This window comes from Roseateles sp. P5_E11 (assembly GCF_054049355.1).
In genome coordinates, this window is the sequence record NZ_JBFUMO010000080.1 from 1 (window position 1) to 15,736 (window position 15,736).

At 68.4% G+C, this 15,736-nt stretch carries 12 protein-coding genes and 1 pseudogene; 8 read left to right on the forward strand and 5 right to left on the reverse strand.

Annotation, left to right across the window (positions count from 1 at the left end; translation table 11 throughout):
• From ACXJKR_RS08880 to ACXJKR_RS08915, 8 genes and pseudogenes are all read left to right on the forward strand, one after another.
• Window positions 1-267, forward strand: a pseudogene (locus tag ACXJKR_RS08880) (haloacid dehalogenase type II); the annotation flags it as partial.
• Between the two features lie 20 nt (window positions 268-287).
• Window positions 288-1,577 carry an NAD(P)/FAD-dependent oxidoreductase gene (locus ACXJKR_RS08885; protein WP_457322488.1) on the forward strand — a complete coding sequence of 430 codons (1,290 nt, stop codon included), beginning with the start codon at window positions 288-290 and terminating at the stop codon, window positions 1,575-1,577.
• Between the two features lie 74 nt (window positions 1,578-1,651).
• Window positions 1,652-3,268, forward strand: a complete 1,617-nt coding sequence (locus tag ACXJKR_RS08890; protein WP_457322490.1) for an ABC transporter substrate-binding protein — start codon at window positions 1,652-1,654, stop codon at window positions 3,266-3,268.
• 30 nt (window positions 3,269-3,298) lie between these two features.
• Window positions 3,299-4,255: an ABC transporter permease gene (locus tag ACXJKR_RS08895; RefSeq protein ID WP_457322492.1), complete on the forward strand. Its 957-nt coding sequence runs from the start codon at window positions 3,299-3,301 to the stop codon at window positions 4,253-4,255.
• 13 nt (window positions 4,256-4,268) lie between these two features.
• The gene (locus ACXJKR_RS08900; RefSeq protein WP_457322494.1) at window positions 4,269-5,138 is read left to right on the forward strand and encodes an ABC transporter permease; all 870 of its coding nucleotides are present in this window, start codon (window positions 4,269-4,271) and stop codon (window positions 5,136-5,138) included.
• Entirely contained in the window at window positions 5,138-6,766 is a 1,629-nt protein-coding gene (locus ACXJKR_RS08905; RefSeq protein WP_457322496.1) for an ABC transporter ATP-binding protein, read from the forward strand. Before ACXJKR_RS08900 ends, ACXJKR_RS08905 begins: the two co-directional genes overlap by 1 nt.
• Before the next feature lie 19 nt (window positions 6,767-6,785).
• Window positions 6,786-7,874: a tartrate dehydrogenase gene (locus ACXJKR_RS08910; RefSeq protein WP_457322498.1), complete on the forward strand. Its 1,089-nt coding sequence runs from the start codon at window positions 6,786-6,788 to the stop codon at window positions 7,872-7,874.
• Between the two features lies 1 nt (window position 7,875).
• Window positions 7,876-9,345 carry an NAD-dependent succinate-semialdehyde dehydrogenase gene (locus ACXJKR_RS08915; RefSeq protein WP_457322500.1) on the forward strand — a complete coding sequence of 490 codons (1,470 nt, stop codon included), beginning with the start codon at window positions 7,876-7,878 and terminating at the stop codon, window positions 9,343-9,345.
• Window positions 9,346-9,529: 184 nt separating this feature from the next.
• Here ACXJKR_RS08915 and ACXJKR_RS08920 read toward each other — a convergent pair whose 3' ends face one another.
• The 5 genes from ACXJKR_RS08920 to ACXJKR_RS08940 form a co-directional block, all read right to left on the reverse strand.
• A complete protein-coding gene (locus tag ACXJKR_RS08920) occupies window positions 9,530-10,444 on the reverse strand; it encodes a ThuA domain-containing protein (protein ID WP_457322502.1) in 915 nt (304 codons plus the stop codon).
• A gap of 20 nt (window positions 10,445-10,464) precedes the next feature.
• Complete coding sequence (locus tag ACXJKR_RS08925; protein ID WP_457322504.1) at window positions 10,465-11,337, reverse strand: alpha/beta hydrolase family esterase; 873 nt, start codon at window positions 11,335-11,337, stop codon at window positions 10,465-10,467.
• Window positions 11,334-12,953, reverse strand: coding sequence for a GH39 family glycosyl hydrolase (locus ACXJKR_RS08930; protein ID WP_457322506.1), 1,620 nt, complete (start codon window positions 12,951-12,953; stop codon window positions 11,334-11,336). The genes ACXJKR_RS08925 and ACXJKR_RS08930 overlap by 4 nt, the downstream gene beginning before the upstream one ends.
• The gene (locus ACXJKR_RS08935) at window positions 12,935-14,956 is read right to left on the reverse strand and encodes a glycoside hydrolase family 2 protein (RefSeq protein WP_457322508.1); all 2,022 of its coding nucleotides are present in this window, start codon (window positions 14,954-14,956) and stop codon (window positions 12,935-12,937) included. The genes ACXJKR_RS08930 and ACXJKR_RS08935 overlap by 19 nt, the downstream gene beginning before the upstream one ends.
• Before the next feature lie 420 nt (window positions 14,957-15,376).
• Window positions 15,377-15,736: hypothetical protein (locus tag ACXJKR_RS08940; protein ID WP_457322509.1), on the reverse strand; the 360-nt coding region annotated here is incomplete at its 5' end.

Below are 15,736 nucleotides of genomic sequence, written 5' to 3' on the forward strand. Positions count from 1 at the left end.
CCCTTCCACCGGGTCTACACCGCCCAGCAAGCCCAGGCCTACAAGCCGCGGCTGAAGGCCTTCGAGTACATGATCGATTCGCTCGGCTGCAACCCCGAGGACCTGCTCCATGTGTCGTCGAGCCTGCGCTACGACCTGATGTCGGCCGACGACATCGGCATCGTCAACAAGGTCTTCGTCAACCGCGGCCATGGCCCCGGCTGCCCGGCCTACCGCTACACCGAGATCGCCGACATCGGCGGCCTGGCCGGCGTGGTCGGTCTCTGAACGTCGATAGCGGCCAGGCCATGAAACTCGATACCTACTGGACCGACAGCGTGCCGGCGTTCGTGCCGGCGGCGCGCGAGCTGCCGCAGCGCGTGGACGTCGCCATCGTGGGCGGCGGCTTCAGCGGCCTGTCCGCCGCCCTGGCGCTGGCCAAGCGCGGTGCCACGGTGGCCGTGCTGGAGGCCGGTGCGCGCGTCGCGTCCGAAGCCTCGGGGCGCAATGGCGGCCATGTGAACAACGGCCTGGCGGTCGACTATGCGGAAGCCGCCGCGCGCCATGGCGCCACGCGGGCAGCCGCCTGGTACCGCGCCTACGACGACGCCGTCGACGCCGTGGCGCAGCTGGTTCAGCAGGAAGGCATCGCCTGCGATTTCAGCCGCACCGGCAAGCTCAAGCTGGCGACACGGCCGGCGCAGCTGGAGGCGCTGCGGCGCAGCGTGGAACGCCTGCATGCCGACGGTGTCGACACCGACACCGAGATCCTCGATGAGGCCACCGTGCGTGCCGAGGTGCAGAGCGAGCGTTTCCACGGCGGCATGCTCTACAGGCGCAGCGGCCAGATGCACATGGGCCGCTTCGCCAACGGCCTGGCCGAAGCCGCCGAGCGCCAGGGCGCGGGCATCTTCACCGGCACCTGCGTGCAGCGGATTGAGCGCACCCACGGCCACGCCCACCGCCTGCACACCACGCGCGGCACCGTGGCGGCCGACCAGGTGCTGCTGGCCACCGGGGCTTCGCGCCACGGCGGCTACCGCAGCTTCGGCTGGCTGCGCCGGCGCATCGTGCCCATCGGCAGCTTCATCGTCGTGACCGAGCCGCTCGGCGCGGAGCGCGCGGCCGCGCTGCTGGCGGCGCGCCGCACCTACACGACGGTGGCCAACATCCACCACTACTTCCGGCTGACGGCCGACCACCGGCTGGTCTTCGGCGGCCGCGCTCGCTTCGCCATCAGCAGTCCGCAGCAGGACGCCGCCAGCGGCGAGGTCCTGCGCGCCGGCCTGCTGGAGACCTTCCCCCAACTGGCCGGCGTGCGGCTGGACTACTGCTGGGGCGGCCTCGTCGACATGACGCAGGACCGCCTGCCCCATGCCGGCGAGCGCGACGGCCTGTACTACACGATGGGCTACAGCGGCCACGGCACGCAGATGTCGGTGCTGATGGGCCAGCGCATGGCCGCGCTGATGGGCGGTGATGCGGCCGCCAACCCGTGGGCGGACCGTGCCTGGCCGGCCATTCCCGGCCATGTCGGCCCGCCCTGGTTCCTGCCCGCCGTCGGCCTGTACTACCGGCTGAAGGATCGCCTCGCCTAGCCTGGAGCGGGCGGCTCTCCCAAGACCCGCCCCGAACTCGTCAACCCCATAGAACACTGAACGAGAAACACACCATGAGCCATCGCCAACCCCTCGAAGCCCTTGTCGGCCCGCACGACAGCCAGCGCTTGTTCGAAGCGCTGAAACGCGGCGCCAGCCGCCGCGACATCCTCGGCCTGCTCGTTGGCGCCGGCATGCAGGCGGGCCTCGCCGGCACGCTGGCCGGCACGGCGATGACGGCCCATGCGCAGGCGCCCAGACGCGGTGGCAAGCTGCGCGTGGCCGGCGCCACGGCCGCGGCCAGTGACACGCTGGACCCGGCCAAGCAGTCCAACCAGGCCGACTACTCGCGCTGCAACATGCTCTACAACGGGCTCACGTCGCTGGACGGCAGCCTGACGCCGCAGCCGGCCCTGGCTGAGCGCTTCGACACCAAGGACGCCAAGACCTGGGTGTTCACACTGCGCAAAGGCGTCACCTTCCATGACGGCAAGGCGCTGACCCCGGCCGACGTCGTCTACTCGATCTCCCGCCACAAGGACCCCGCCACCGCGAGCAAGGCCAAGGTTCAGACCGACCAGATCGAGAGCATCAAGGCCAGCGGCGCCAACGAGGTGACCATCGTGCTCGCCGCGCCGAACGCCGACCTGCCGGTCATCCTGGGCACCTTCCACTTCCACATCGTCAAGGACGGCACGACCGACTTCAACGCCGGCATCGGCACCGGCCCCTACAAACTCAAGGAGTTCAAGCCCGGCGTGCGTTCGGTCGTCGTGCGCAACGAGGCCTACTGGAAGCCCGGCAAGCCCTATCTGGACGAGATCGAGTTCGTCGGCATCAGCGACGAGAACGCCCGCGTCAACGCGCTGCTGTCGGGTGGCATCGACCTTGTCGGTGCGGTCAACCCGCGCTCACTGGCGCGCATCGCCGGTACGCCGGGCTTTGCCGTGTTCAAGACGCAGTCGGGCCAGTACTCCGACCTGACCATGCGGCGCGACACCGGCCCTGGCGCCAACCCCGACTTCGTGCTGGGCATGAAGCATCTGTTCGACCGCGAGCAGATGAAGAAGACCATTGCGCTGGACCAGGCCGTCATCGGCAACGACCAGCCCATCGACCCCACCAACCGCTTCCACTTCGCCGGCCTGCCGCAGCGCGCCTTCGACCCCGAGAAGGCGAAGTTCCACTTGAAGAAAGCGGGCGTGTCCAGCGCGGTGCCGGTGGTGTGCTCACCCGCCGCGCTGTACTCGGTCGAGATGGCGTTGCTGCTGCAGCAGACCGCCAAGGAGGTCGGGCTGGACATCGACGTCAAGCGCATGCCGGCCGACGGCTACTGGTCCAACCACTGGCTCAACAGCGCCGTCGGCTTCGGCAACGTCAACCCGCGGCCGAGTGCCGACATGCTGCTGACGCAGTTCTTCAAGTCGGATGCGCAGTGGAACGAGTCGCGCTGGAAGAACGAGAAGTTCGACCAGCTGCTCGTTGCCGCGCGCGGCGAGACCGACCTCGCCAAGCGCCGCCAGATGTATGCCGACATGCAGACGCTGATCCACCAGGAGGCCGGCATCGGCATCCCGTTGTTCCTGGCCAGCCTTGACGGCCACAGCACCAAGGTCAAGGGCCTGTCACCCATCCCGCTGGGCGGGTTGATGGGCTACAACTTTGCCGAGAACGTCTGGCTCGCAGCCTGACGCCGCACTCTCCACCGCGCAAGGCATCCTATGAACGGGATCATCCTCAAGCTGCTCGCGCAGCGCATCGCGTTGTCGCTGCTGTCGCTGCTGGCGGTGTCGGTGATCGTCTTCGCCGTGACGGCGGTGCTGCCCGGCGACGCGGCCCAGGAGCAGCTCGGCCAGGACGCCACGCCCGAGGCCCTGGCTGCGCTGCGGGCGCAGATGGGGCTCGACGTTCCGGCTCCCACGCGCTACCTGCGCTGGCTCGGCGGCCTGGTGCATGGCGACTTCGGCAAGTCCGCGACGGCCTACCAGCCGGTGGCCGAGCTGATCGGCTCGCGGCTGCCCAACTCGCTGCTGCTGGCCGCCATCACGGCGCTGTTCTCGGTGCCGATCGCGCTGGCGGCCGGCATCGCGTCGGCGGTGTGGCGGGGCTCGTGGTTCGACCGCGCCGCGTCCACGGCCTCGGTGGGTGTCGTCTCGGTGCCGGAGTTCCTGATCGCGACGCTGGCAGTGCTGGTGTTCGCGGTGCAGCTGCGCTGGCTGCCGGCGCTGTCCTATGTCAACGACATCGAATCGATGGGCCAGCTGCTGAAGGCCTTCGCGATGCCGGTGCTGACGCTGACCTGCGTGATCGTCGCCCAGATGATGCGCATGACGCGTGCGGCGGTCATCGACCAACTGGAGGCGCCCTATGTGGAGATGGTTCGCCTGAAGGGCGCCTCGTCGCTGCGCATCGTCATATGCCACGCCTTGCCCAACGCCGTCGGCCCGATCGCCAACGCGGTGGCGCTGAGCCTGTCCTACCTGCTGGGCGGCGTGATCATCGTCGAGACGATCTTCAACTATCCCGGCGTGGCCAAGCTGATGGTCGACGGTGTCGCGCAACGCGACACGCCACTGGTGCAGGCCTGCGCCATGCTGTTTTGCAGCGGCTATCTGATCCTCGTCACGGCCGCGGACATCTGCGGCATCGTCGCCAACCCGCGGCTGCGTCACCGCTGAACGGAGCACAGGCATGACCGTCATTTCCATTCCCCTGCCTGTCGGGCGCTCGGTGGCCTGGCGCCGCCGGCTCGCGCAGTTCGGCCCTTCGGGTCTGCTCGGCCTCGTGGTCCTGACCTTCTGGGTCCTGGCCGCACTGTTCGGCCCCGCGCTGCTGGCCCGCACCGGCGCCCAGGGCGGTGGTGCCGTGTTCGCACCCATCAACGCCCACCACTGGCTAGGCACCGACTATCTGGGCCGCGACATGCTGGCCCGCGTCATCGAAGGTGCCCGCTACACCGTCGGCGTGGCTCTGGTCGCCACACTGCTGGCCAGCGGCACGGGCACCTTGCTGGCGCTGCTGGCGGCCGCCAGCGGGCGCTGGATCGACGGGACCTTGAGCCGCCTGCTGGACACGCTGACGGCCATTCCGAGCAAGATGTTCGCGCTGCTGATCGTGGCCGGCTTCGGTTCGTCGGTGCCCGTGCTGATCCTGACGGCCGCCGTCATCTATGTGCCGGGCGCCTACCGCATCGGCCGCTCGCTGGCCGTGAACATCAATGCGATGGACTACGTGACCGTGGCCCGCACGCGCGGCGAGGGCACCTGGTATGTGATGCGGCGCGAGATCCTGCCCAACATCCTCGGCCCGATGCTGGCCGACCTGGGGCTGCGCTTCGTCTACGTCGTGCTGCTGCTGGCGTCCTTGAGCTTTCTCGGCCTGGGCGTGCAGCCGCCGATGGCGGACTGGGGTTCGCTGGTGCGCGAGAACATCGGCGCGCTGGCCGATGGTGGCGCCTCGGTGATTGCGCCGGCCGGGGCAATAGCCAGCCTGACCATCGCCGTGAATCTGGTGATCGACAACCTGCCGGGTCGCAAGGCCCGCGAGAGGGGAGCACGCTGATGGGCAGCCTTGTTGAAGTGAGCAATCTGACGGTCACAGCCGGCGACGCGACGCTGGTCGACGCGCTATCGTTCACGATCCACCCCGGTGAAGTGCTGGCGCTGATCGGTGAGTCCGGCTCGGGCAAGACGACCACGGCGCTGGCCCTGATGGGCTATGCGCGTCAAGGCTGCCGCATCGCGGCGGGGCAGGTCCGCATCGGCGATGTCGACGTGCTCAAGCTCGACCCGCGCCAGCTGCGCGGCCTGCGCGGCCRCAAGGTCACCTACATCGCGCAGAGCGCGGCGGCGTCGTTCAACCCGTCGCGCACCATCCTCGACCAGGTCGTGGAGCCGGCGACGCTGCACGGCACGCTGTCGCGCCCGGCGGCTGAACTGAAGGCGATCGCGCTGTTCCGCGAGCTGGCGCTGCCCGACCCGGAAGGCATTGGCGCGCGCTACCCGCACCAGGTGTCAGGCGGCCAGCTGCAGCGGCTGATGGCGGCGATGGCGCTGATCACCGACCCCGATGTTGTCATCCTCGACGAGCCGACCACGGCGCTGGACGTGACGACGCAGGTGGAGGTGCTGCGCGCCTTCAAGCGGGTGGTGCGCGAGCGCCAGGTCACGGCGGTCTACGTCAGTCATGACCTGGCGGTCGTGGCCCAGATGGCCGATCACATCCTGGTGCTGCGCGGTGGCTGCATGCAGGAGCTGGGTGGCACCGACCGTGTGATCAGCCAGCCAGCGCATGAGTACACCCGCGAACTGCTGGCCGCCGCACGGCCGGTGGCGCGCGATGCGGGCCATGACGCCGGCAGCACGCCGACGCTGCTGGAGGTCAGCGGCCTGAGCGCCGGCTACGGCGCGCGGGATGCCCAGGGCCGGCCGCGGGTGTGCATCCTGCAGGACATCGACCTGCGGCTCGAGCGCGGCCAGGCCGTGGGCGTCATCGGCGAATCGGGCTCCGGCAAGACGACGCTGGCCCGCGCCGTCGCGGGCTTGCTGGGACCGAGCGCCGGCACCATCCGTTTCGACGGCCGGCCCCTGGCGCCAACGCTTGGCGCACGCAGCAAGGAGGACCTGCGCCGCATCCAGATCGTCTTCCAGTCGGCCGACACGGCGCTGAACCCGTCGCAGACCATCGAAAGCATCCTCGCGCGGCCGCTGCAGTTCTACCGCGGCATGAAAGGTGCTGCCCTGCAGCGCCGCATCGCCGAGCTGCTGGACCTGGTGAAGCTGCCGGCCAACGTCGCTGGCCGCCTGCCCGGCGGGCTGTCGGGCGGCCAGAAGCAGCGTGTCAACCTGGCGCGGGCGCTGGCCGCCGAGCCTGAGCTGCTGCTGTGCGACGAGGTCACCTCGGCGCTGGACACCGTCGTCGGCGCTGCCGTGCTCGACCTGATCGCCGAGCTGCGCCGCGAGCTGGGCTTGTCCATCCTGTTCATCAGCCATGACCTGCACACGGTCCGCGCGGTCTGCGACGAGATCGTCGTCATGCGGCATGGCTGCAAGCTAGCCCAGGTGGCGCGGGCCGACTACGACCGCGGGCCGCACCACCCCTACTACGAGCAGCTCGCGCGAGCCGTGCCCGAACTGCGGCGCGGCTGGCTTGAAGAACTCGACTCGCCGCGGCCCGTGCTGGTCGCCTGACAACGACGAAGGAAAACCCATGATGAACACGTTCCGAATCGCCGCCATCGCCGGCGACGGCATCGGCAAGGAAGTGATGCCCGAGGGCCTGCGCGTGCTGAGGGCCGCAGCCGATCGCTTCGGTTTCGCCCTCGAACTGCGCGAGTTCGACTGGGCCARCTGCGACTGGTACGCGCAGCACGGCCAGATGATGCCGGACGACTGGAAGCAGCAGCTCGCCGGCGTTGACGCCGTCTATTTCGGCGCCGTCGGCTGGCCGGCGACCGTGCCCGACAACGTCTCGCTGTGGGGCTCTCTGCTGAAGTTCCGGCGCGAGTTCGACCAATACATCAACCTGCGGCCGGTGCGGCTGTTCGAGGGCGCGCCATGCCCGCTGGCGGGGTGCAAGGTCGGTGACATCGACTACGTCGTCGTGCGCGAGAACACCGAAGGCGAGTACACCAACCTCGGCGGCGTGATGTTCGCCGGCACCGAGCGCGAGATCGTTATCCAGGAGTCGGTGTTCTCGCGCCACGGCGCTGATCGCGTGCTGCGCTACGCCTTCGAGCTGGCGCGCTCGCGCCAGCGCAAATCGCTCACCGTGGCCACCAAGAGCAACGGCATCGCCATCAGCATGCCCTGGTGGGATGCGCGCACCGACGAGATGGCGCGCCAGTACCCGGACGTGCAGGTCGACAAGCAGCACATCGACATCCTCTGCGCCCGCTTCGTGCTGCAGCCGCAGCGCTTCGATGTCGTCGCCGCGACCAATCTGTTCGGCGACATCCTAAGCGACCTCGGCCCGGCGACCACCGGCACCATCGGCCTGGCACCGAGCGCCAACCTCAACCCGGAACGCCAGTTCCCATCGCTGTTCGAGCCGGTGCACGGGTCGGCGCCCGACATCTACGGCCGCCGCATTGCCAACCCGATCGCCATGATCTGGTCGGGTGCGCTGATGCTCGACTTCCTGACGCAAGGGCAGGGCGCCGGCCGCGCAGCGCACGACGCCATCGTGCGCGCCATCGAGGACGTGATCCTGCGCGGGCCACGCACGCCCGACCTTGGCGGCGACGCCCATACCGAAGACGTCGGCCAGGCAATTGCCAATCGAGTGAAGGAATTCTGAAATGCCGTTGACGATTCAACATGACGACCTGCTGCCCGGCCGCAACTTCATCGCGGGGCAATGGCGCGAGGCGCTGGAGGGCCAACGTTTCGGGGTGACCGACCCGGCGACCGACGCGGTGTTCGCCACCGTGCCGGACAGCGGTGCTCTCGACGCCGCTGCGGCGCTTGAGGCGGCCCACGCGGCGTTTCTGATCTGGCGTGCGATGCCGGCCAAGCAAAGGGCGCAGATCCTCAATCGCTGGAACGCACTGATCCTCGCGCACCAGGATGACCTGGGCCGCCTGATCTCGCGTGAGCAGGGCAAACCGCTGGCCGAGGGGCGAGGGGAGGTCGCCTACGCTTCGAGTTATGTGGAATGGTTCGCTGCCGAAGCCACGCGTGCCAACGGCGACGTGATCCCCGCGTCGGTGCCCGGCCGGCGCATGTTCGCGCTGAAGGAACCGGTCGGCGTGGTCGCCGCGATCACGCCCTGGAATTTCCCTGCGGCGATGATCGCGCGCAAGATCGCCCCTGCGCTGGCCGCCGGTTGCACCGTGGTCTGCAAGCCGGCCGAGGACACGCCACTGACCTCGCTGGCGCTGGTCAAGCTGGCCGAGGAGGCAGGCGTCCCCGCGGGGGTGCTGAACATCGTGACAGCTTCGCGTGAACGCACGCCCGAGGTCGTCGATGTCTGGCTCGACGACCCGCGCGTGCGCAAGATCACATTCACCGGCTCCACACCAGTGGGCAAGCATCTGGCGCGTCGCGCCGCCGACACGCTCAAACGGCTGTCGCTGGAACTGGGTGGCAACGCGCCTTTCATCGTCTTCGAGGACGCCGACCTCGATGCCGCCGTCGAGGGCCTGATGGTGGCCAAGTTCCGCAACGGCGGGCAGACCTGCGTGAGCCCGAACCGGGTGTTCGTGCAATCGCCCGTGCACGACGCCTTCGTCGAGAAGCTGGCCGCTCGCATCTCGGCGCTCAAGGTCGGCCCGGCCAGCGACCCGGCCTCACAGATCGGGCCGATGATCAACGCGAGGGCCGTCGACAAGATCGAGCGCCATGTGCAAGACGCCGTTGAGCGCGGTGCGGCCACGCTGGTCGGCGGCGCGCGGCTGCCGGCCCTCGGACCGAACTACTTCGCGCCGACGCTGCTGGTCGGCGCCGACGGCGGCATGGCCTGCGCCTGCGAGGAAACCTTCGGACCGCTGGTGGCCATCACGCGCTTCGAGACCGAAGCCGATGTGATCCGCGCGGCGAACGACACACCCTTCGGTCTGGCGGGCTATTTCTATGCCACCGACGTGCGGCGCATCTGGCGCATGGCGGAGGCCCTGCAGACCGGCCTGGTGGGCGTCAACGAAGGCGCGCTAGCTGCCGAGGCGGCACCGTTCGGCGGCGTCAAGGAGTCAGGCTATGGGCGCGAGGGCTCGGTGCACGGCCTGGACGACTACATGCACCTGAAATACGTGTGCCAGGGGCAGCTTTGAGGTCATACCTTTTCTGCAAGGCCGCCTTTCAAATGCTGTGTCCGGTGACGCCGGCACTGGCCGCAAAGATCAACGTGGTGCGTCTTTGCTCGAACGCCGCAGGAAGGTTTGCCAAACGCCGGTGTTCGACGATGAACTCGACGGCTTTGCCGACGCGGACGTAGTCCAGGACGGGTACCCGCCGTCAGGGTCGCAGCGAGATGGTGTCCGTTCCAGGGAAGTCGGCCGGCAGCCGGGCCTCGGGATCGCGCCCCGCCAGCCATTTCAATGCACGCGGCATGACGGTCTGGAAGGCGGCGCAGCGCATGCCCGGCGATGCGCCCTGGCTGAACCAGACATGCCCGTAGGCGGACACGAAGACGCGGCCCCGGCCGTACCTCACGGTCCATTCGACGGGGAACTGCCGGCCGTCCACGCCGTCGTGTGCATAGGCGATCACGTCGACGTTGCGGGCCGGGCCGCGGGCGTAGCGGTAGACCTCCATGTCGGCGGCCCGCCAGCTGCGCGGCAGTCCGGCGTGGATGGGGTGCTGGCCGCGTTGGTGCACGAGCGTGTCGGTGCGATCGCCGTGCCAGGTGTCGTCGCCATCACCGGCGGGCACGGTCTGCAGTGTCTCGTCCTCGCGCACCAGCAGCGCCGAGCCGAAGTGCTTGTCGCGCCAGCCCAGGCCGATCATCTCGTTGTACTGGGGCCACTCGGCGAAGGCATTGTTCGCCTCGTGGTAGACGTAGAAGCCACCACCGCCGCGCACGAAGGCCTCGAAGGCGCGCTGCACTTCGGCCGGCCAGCCCGGCTTGCCGCCGAGGTTGTTGTAGCCCGACAGCACCACGTCGTAGCGCGTGAAGTCGGGCCGCCAGCGCGACCAGGCGGCGGGGTCGCTTGCATCCGGTGGCGTGATGGAGACGTTCACCTCGAACGCGCCATCGCGGGCGAGGATCTCGCGCACCAGTGCCAGCCGGCGCGGCCAGTCGTGGTTGCTGATGCCCTCGATGATGAGCAGCCGGATGCGCGGGGCTTCGGCGGCGCGCGCCAGCAGTCGCAGGCCGGCCGCTGCCAAGGCCAGTGCGGTGAACAGGAAGGTCCTGCGGTCACGTCCCATGGATGCACCCGATGGCCGCGCTAGAAGCGGTCGAAGAAGGCCTTGGTCTCGGCTGCCGAGAAGCCGGGCGGCCAATGCCCGCCGGCCGCGTGGCCGCACCAGACGACCGGCTTGCCCGCACTGCAGCCCTGGTACTCCACGCAGCCGTTGTTGCCGATGGGCTTGGTCGTGGCGCTACAGCTGTTGCGGGCCAGGAAGGTGTTGCGGGCATCCTCGCCGGCAGAGTAGGGCACGACGTTGTCATCCATGGCGTGGTCGAAGATGGCGGCGACGCGATGCGCCGAGCTGCCGCATCCACTCCACAGCGAGCCGGACAGCGGGGCGATGGCTCGCACCACGTCACCCATCTGGCAGCCGATGGCGTTGGACATCATGCCGCCGAAGCTGAAGCCGGTGGCGAACACCCGTTGCGGGTCGGTGCACACGCCTTGCTGGACCTGGCTGATCATGCTGCGCATGAAGCGGATGTCGCGGTCGCCGTCGTTGGCCCAGCCGGCATCCAGGCCTTGCGGGGCGATGAAGATGGCGTTGTCGCCGTACAGCGGCTTCAGTCCGAAGAAACCGCCCCAGGTATAGACATCGTTGGCGCTGCCGCCGCGCCAGTGCAGGCCGATGACGACGGGATAGGTCTTGTTGCGGTCGTAGCCGGCCGGCATCTCGATCCAGTAGCTGCGCTGGACGTTGTCCGACGTGATCGACTGGAGGCCGGTGCTGAACTTGGCCGTGATGCCGCAGCCGGCGCTGCCGGTGGCGACTGGTGCCGGGGGTGGTGGCGTGGGCGTTGGCGTCGAGGAACTCTCGGACGCCGAGCCACCGCCGCAGGCGGCGAGCGCGCAGAGGAGCAGTATGGCGCCCAGCACTCGCCGCGCCACCGTCGAATGCAGCCGTCTCATGGCTTGACGGGCTCCACCGTCACCAGCGCGATGTCGTTGCTGCGCATGGTCAGCTTCCACTGCAGCTTGCCGTCCTTGCCGACCTTGACGATGCGGTCCGCCTCGGGCTGGTCCTCGGTGAGGCTTTGCAGCTGGGCCAGCTGTTCGGCGCTCAGGTCCTTGGGAGCACCCATTTCGAGGTAGGCGGTGTAGGCGTCGTTGACCTTGTGGCCGGTGCGGCGCACCAGCACGCGGTAGTTGCCGGCGCTGACGTTGCGCAGGTTCAGCGTGACGGCGGGTGCTGGGCCGTTGGGCACCGGCTTGCCGAAGAAGACGCCGTTGCTGTTCTTCTTCTGGTCGGGATGCTGCCAGTCCCAGACCACCACGGCGGCCTTGCCGCCATCCACGGCAGCCAGCACCTTGTCGTCCTTGCTGGGCACCTCCTTGCCGCGCAAGGCGTTGAGGTATTTGTAGGCGAACCACGCCGGCTTGCGCACGCTGTCGCGCGTCATCAGGCCGAAGCCGCCATGGAAGGCGCGGTCCGGCGGGCCCGGCTCCTCGAACAGGTCGCTGTAGGTCCAGTAGCTCATCGCCTGCGCGTAGCCGCGCGTGCCGCGCAGCTTGGTCAGGATCCACGGYGCGCTGATGTAGCTGTCRTGCACCTTGTCGYRCGGGTTGTAGCTGGTGCTCCACTCSGTGAKGTACAGCGGRATGCCGGGGAASGSCGAGGCYTCGATCTCKYTGCGRTTGCGGCGCACGTCGCCAATGATGGAGTTGGCGTYRGGGKCCAGGATGCGGTCSGAYTKGCCGWAYTCGTCGAGGWAGCCYTCSGTSACGCCGTAGGTRTGGGTGGTGACGAAGTCSACCGGCACGCCTTSCTGCTTGGCATARGCCAGCARCTCGGGCACCCAGRMMGCGCCGGCMGTSGMCGGGCCGCCCACCTTCAGYKSCGSGTCSACCTTCTTGAGSGTGCGCGCSGTGTTGGCGTASAGCTCGAARTAGGCCTTCTGGTCGGCCTTYTCCCAGAAGCCGTCSAGGTTGGGTTCGTTCCAGACCTCGAACGGCCACTTGCGCACTTCTTCGGCGCCGTAGCGCTGGATCAGATGGCGCGCGAATGCATCGATCAGCTCGGCCCAGGGCCCCGGCTGCGGGTGCGAGGTGTTGCCCTTCCAATGGAAGATGGTGAGATTGGAGGTCGTCATCACCTTGGGCGAGAAGCCCAGTTCGATGAAAGGCTTGATGCCGCGCGCCAGCAGGGCGTCGTACAGGCGGTCGATGCCGGTCCAGTCAAACACCAGCTTGTCGCCTTCCTTCTTCACGGTGCCGTAGACGTCGTGGAAGACGTCGTGGAAGCGCACGGAGCGAAAGCCCAGTTCATCGACMGCGGTCTTCAGCTGYGCSAGGTTCTCCGGGCGACCCGTGGTGCCGACATAGTCGGAGCCGACCGCCAGATCGAAGAAGCGATCGACTGGCGCCTTCGCGGCAGCGATGTCGAGGTCGACCTTGCGTTCGGCCGGGCCGGCGGCGCCCGCCTGGGCGCACAGGCTCAGCGCCAGCACGGCGGCAGAGAGGGAAGTCAGGCGTTTGATCATGAGGGTGGGGCGGCGCGGGATGGCGTTCAAGGTTGGATGTCCCATTCGATGCTGTCGGTGGCGCCGCGCTCATCGCGCACGCGCAGGGTGGTGCGGCCCGGCGCCAATGGCACCGCGGGCCAGGCGGCGATGCGGTCGACGACGGGCACGGTGCCCATCGGCTTGCCATTGACTTCCAGGCTGGCCTGGCGGCCGTTGCTGTAGGCCTTCACGGCCACGGTGCCCGCGGGCCGCGGGCTGGCTCGGCGGTTGGCCAGATGCAGCACGGGCTCCCGCTGCCACCAGGCCTGCCAGAGCAGGAAGGCGTCCTTGCGGAAGCGCCGGTCGTAGGTGACGAGGCCCTTGTCGTTGACGCCGGGGGCGTCGCCTTCGTTGCGGCCTGCCGAGGCATGGTCAAAGCCCAGCCAGACGAAATGACCCCACAGGAAGGGGCGCGCCGAGAGCTGGCGGGCATAGGCCTCGTGGAAGAGGGCCTGGTACTGCTCGGGGTGCCAGCGCGCGCCCGGCTGCGGCCTTTTCGGCGGGTCTTCCTGCTGCAGCACGCTGGCGCCGGCGCCGTATTCGCCCAGGCCGATGGGCTTGGTCGGCAGCTTCTCGTGCAGGCGATCCGCCCAGGGGCCGATGTCGGTGAACTCGCCGTCGTACCAACCCCAATAGCGGTTGTAGGAGGCCAGGTCGGTCTGCAGCGCCATGGGATGGTCGTCCGGCGCGCAGCAGTGCGCATAGGTCGTCAGGCGTGCCGGGTCTTCCTGCTTGGCCAGGCGGTGCAGCTCGCCGAGCAGGTTGCGGATGGCGTCGTCAGAACGGTAGACCTCGTTGCCCACGCCCCAGACGGCCACCGACGCGTGGTGGCGGTTCTGGCGCACCAGCTCGCGCAGCTGCTGGAACAGGTTGTCGCGGAAGGCCGGCGCCTCGCTCATCGCCGCGTTGAGCGGGATCTCGGTCCACAGCACCAGGCCGAGTTCGTCGGCGCGTTCGTAGACGCGCGGTGGGTGCTGGTAGTGCACCAGCCGCAGCCCGGTGACGCCGAGCTCCATCAGGATGCGCAGGTCCTCGTCGACCTCGGCATCGCCCACCGCCACGCCGTGGCCGGGGCGGCCGGGGTGGAAGTAGTTGACGCCATGCAGCGGGTAGGGCTTGCCGTTGAGCAGGAAGCCGCGCTGCGGGTCGACGGCGACCTGGCGCAGGCCCAGCGGCAGCTGCACGGCGTCGCGCACAGTGGTCCCCTGGAGCAGTTCGGCGCTCAGACGGTAGAGGTAAGGGTCGAACACGCCTTGCCACAGGTGCGGCTTGGCTACGTTCAGCTGCACGCTTGCGGCGTCGGCTGCGCCGGCCGGCAGCTCCACTGCCTGGCTCTGCTGCAGCACGGTGCGGCCCGCGGCGTCGCGCAGTGTCAGGCGCAGCAGGCGCCGGGCGGGCAGGGCGGCGTCGTTGCGCAGCTGCACCCGCACCTTCAGCTGTGCGGCCGCGGAGGTCAGGGCCTCGGTGTCGACCTGGACGCCAGGGCCGCCATGGTCGAGCAGCTCGATGTGAGCGTCGTCGGTTTCAATGAGGCGCACCGGCCGTACCAGGCCGCCGAAGACGGTGAAGTCGCCGCCCAGCGGCGCCACCTGCGGCAGCGCGCCGTTGTCTACGCGCACGGCAAGCAGGTTGCGGCCGGGGCGGAGCAGGTTCGTGATGTCGAAGCGAAAGCGCGCATAGCCGCCGTCGTGGCGGCCGGCGCGCTGGCCATTGACCCAGACCTCGGCGGCCATCGTGGCGGCGTCAAACTCCAGGAACTGGCGCCGGCCCGCGGCTGCGGCCGGGCGCTCCAGGACGCGCCGGTACCAGGCGGCGCCGCGGTAGTAGGCGCCGCCCGCTTCGCCGTCGACGGCATTGAAGCTGTGCGGCAAGACGACCCGCGCCCAGGTGGAATCATCCAGCTCGGCCGCCGCCTTGGCGTCTCCAGCCTGGAAGCRCCAAGGCCCATCAAGCAGAAGCTGTTGACGCTGCGCCATCACGGGCATGGCTGTCAACATCACCGCCAAGGCCAGTGACAACTGCTGCATTGCCCGCCCCAACAGGGCGTGCCGAATTCTTCGAGACTTCGTCATGAGGTTCTCTGCAAGGGCCGGTCGGGCTGACCCTGGAAGCGCACCTTTGCTGACGCGTGGAAGAAGTTGGTCATCAACGAGGACATAAGTTTTTGATGGGAGCATCAGGAGCATGAACACAACAGCAAGTACCGGAAGTGTAGGAACCCAATTCGAAAGCGCTCTATCGCAACACCGCGTCAACCACCTGGTTTGGCGACAATGTGCATTATGTAAAATCAATGGCGTGCGGCGCCCATGGGGAACTTCAGCTTGCCAAATAGCAGCGCCAAGCACTGCGGCCCAAGTGCTCGCAGCAATGGCTTCATCCTGCGCTACCTCCCACAAAGGCGCCAAGAAATCGACGCACTCGGTCCCTCGCAGCGACTACTCCACTTATTTAAGCGCTTCCTTCAAGGTCTCCGCACCTTCCACGATCGTCTTGCCGTTGCCCGTCAGCACCGCTGCAGCGAAGTCGATGACGGCGCCAATCTTGGCGAGCTTGGCCTTGACGCTCTTGACCTTGGCAATCACCTGCTGTGCCGCGTCGACCGCCGACTTGATGTGCTCAGCTGAAATCTTCGCTTCACCTGCTTGCAAGAGGATGCTCAAGCCGGTGAGAGCGGTAGCTTTCGCTGCAAGGCGGTCTTGTGTCGCCAGGACGGCGTCGATGACCTCCTGCGCGGTCGCCTTCTTCAAATCCTCATTGAGCGCATCAAGCTGGTCGTTCAGGAACGTTCTCAACGAGGCCAGCGA

Excerpts from the sequence above, each read along its gene's own strand:
- ACXJKR_RS08920 (WP_457322502.1), bottom strand. The coding sequence starts at position 10,444 with ATGGGACGTGACCGCAGGACCTTCCTGTTCACCGCACTGGCCTTGGCA.
- ACXJKR_RS08885 (WP_457322488.1), top strand. The coding sequence starts at position 288 with ATGAAACTCGATACCTACTGGACCGACAGCGTGCCGGCGTTCGTGCCG.
- ACXJKR_RS08925 (WP_457322504.1), bottom strand. The coding sequence starts at position 11,337 with ATGAGACGGCTGCATTCGACGGTGGCGCGGCGAGTGCTGGGCGCCATA.
- ACXJKR_RS08915 (WP_457322500.1), top strand. The coding sequence starts at position 7,876 with ATGCCGTTGACGATTCAACATGACGACCTGCTGCCCGGCCGCAACTTC.
- ACXJKR_RS08890 (WP_457322490.1), top strand. The coding sequence starts at position 1,652 with ATGAGCCATCGCCAACCCCTCGAAGCCCTTGTCGGCCCGCACGACAGC.
- ACXJKR_RS08895 (WP_457322492.1), top strand. The coding sequence starts at position 3,299 with ATGAACGGGATCATCCTCAAGCTGCTCGCGCAGCGCATCGCGTTGTCG.
- ACXJKR_RS08900 (WP_457322494.1), top strand. The coding sequence starts at position 4,269 with ATGACCGTCATTTCCATTCCCCTGCCTGTCGGGCGCTCGGTGGCCTGG.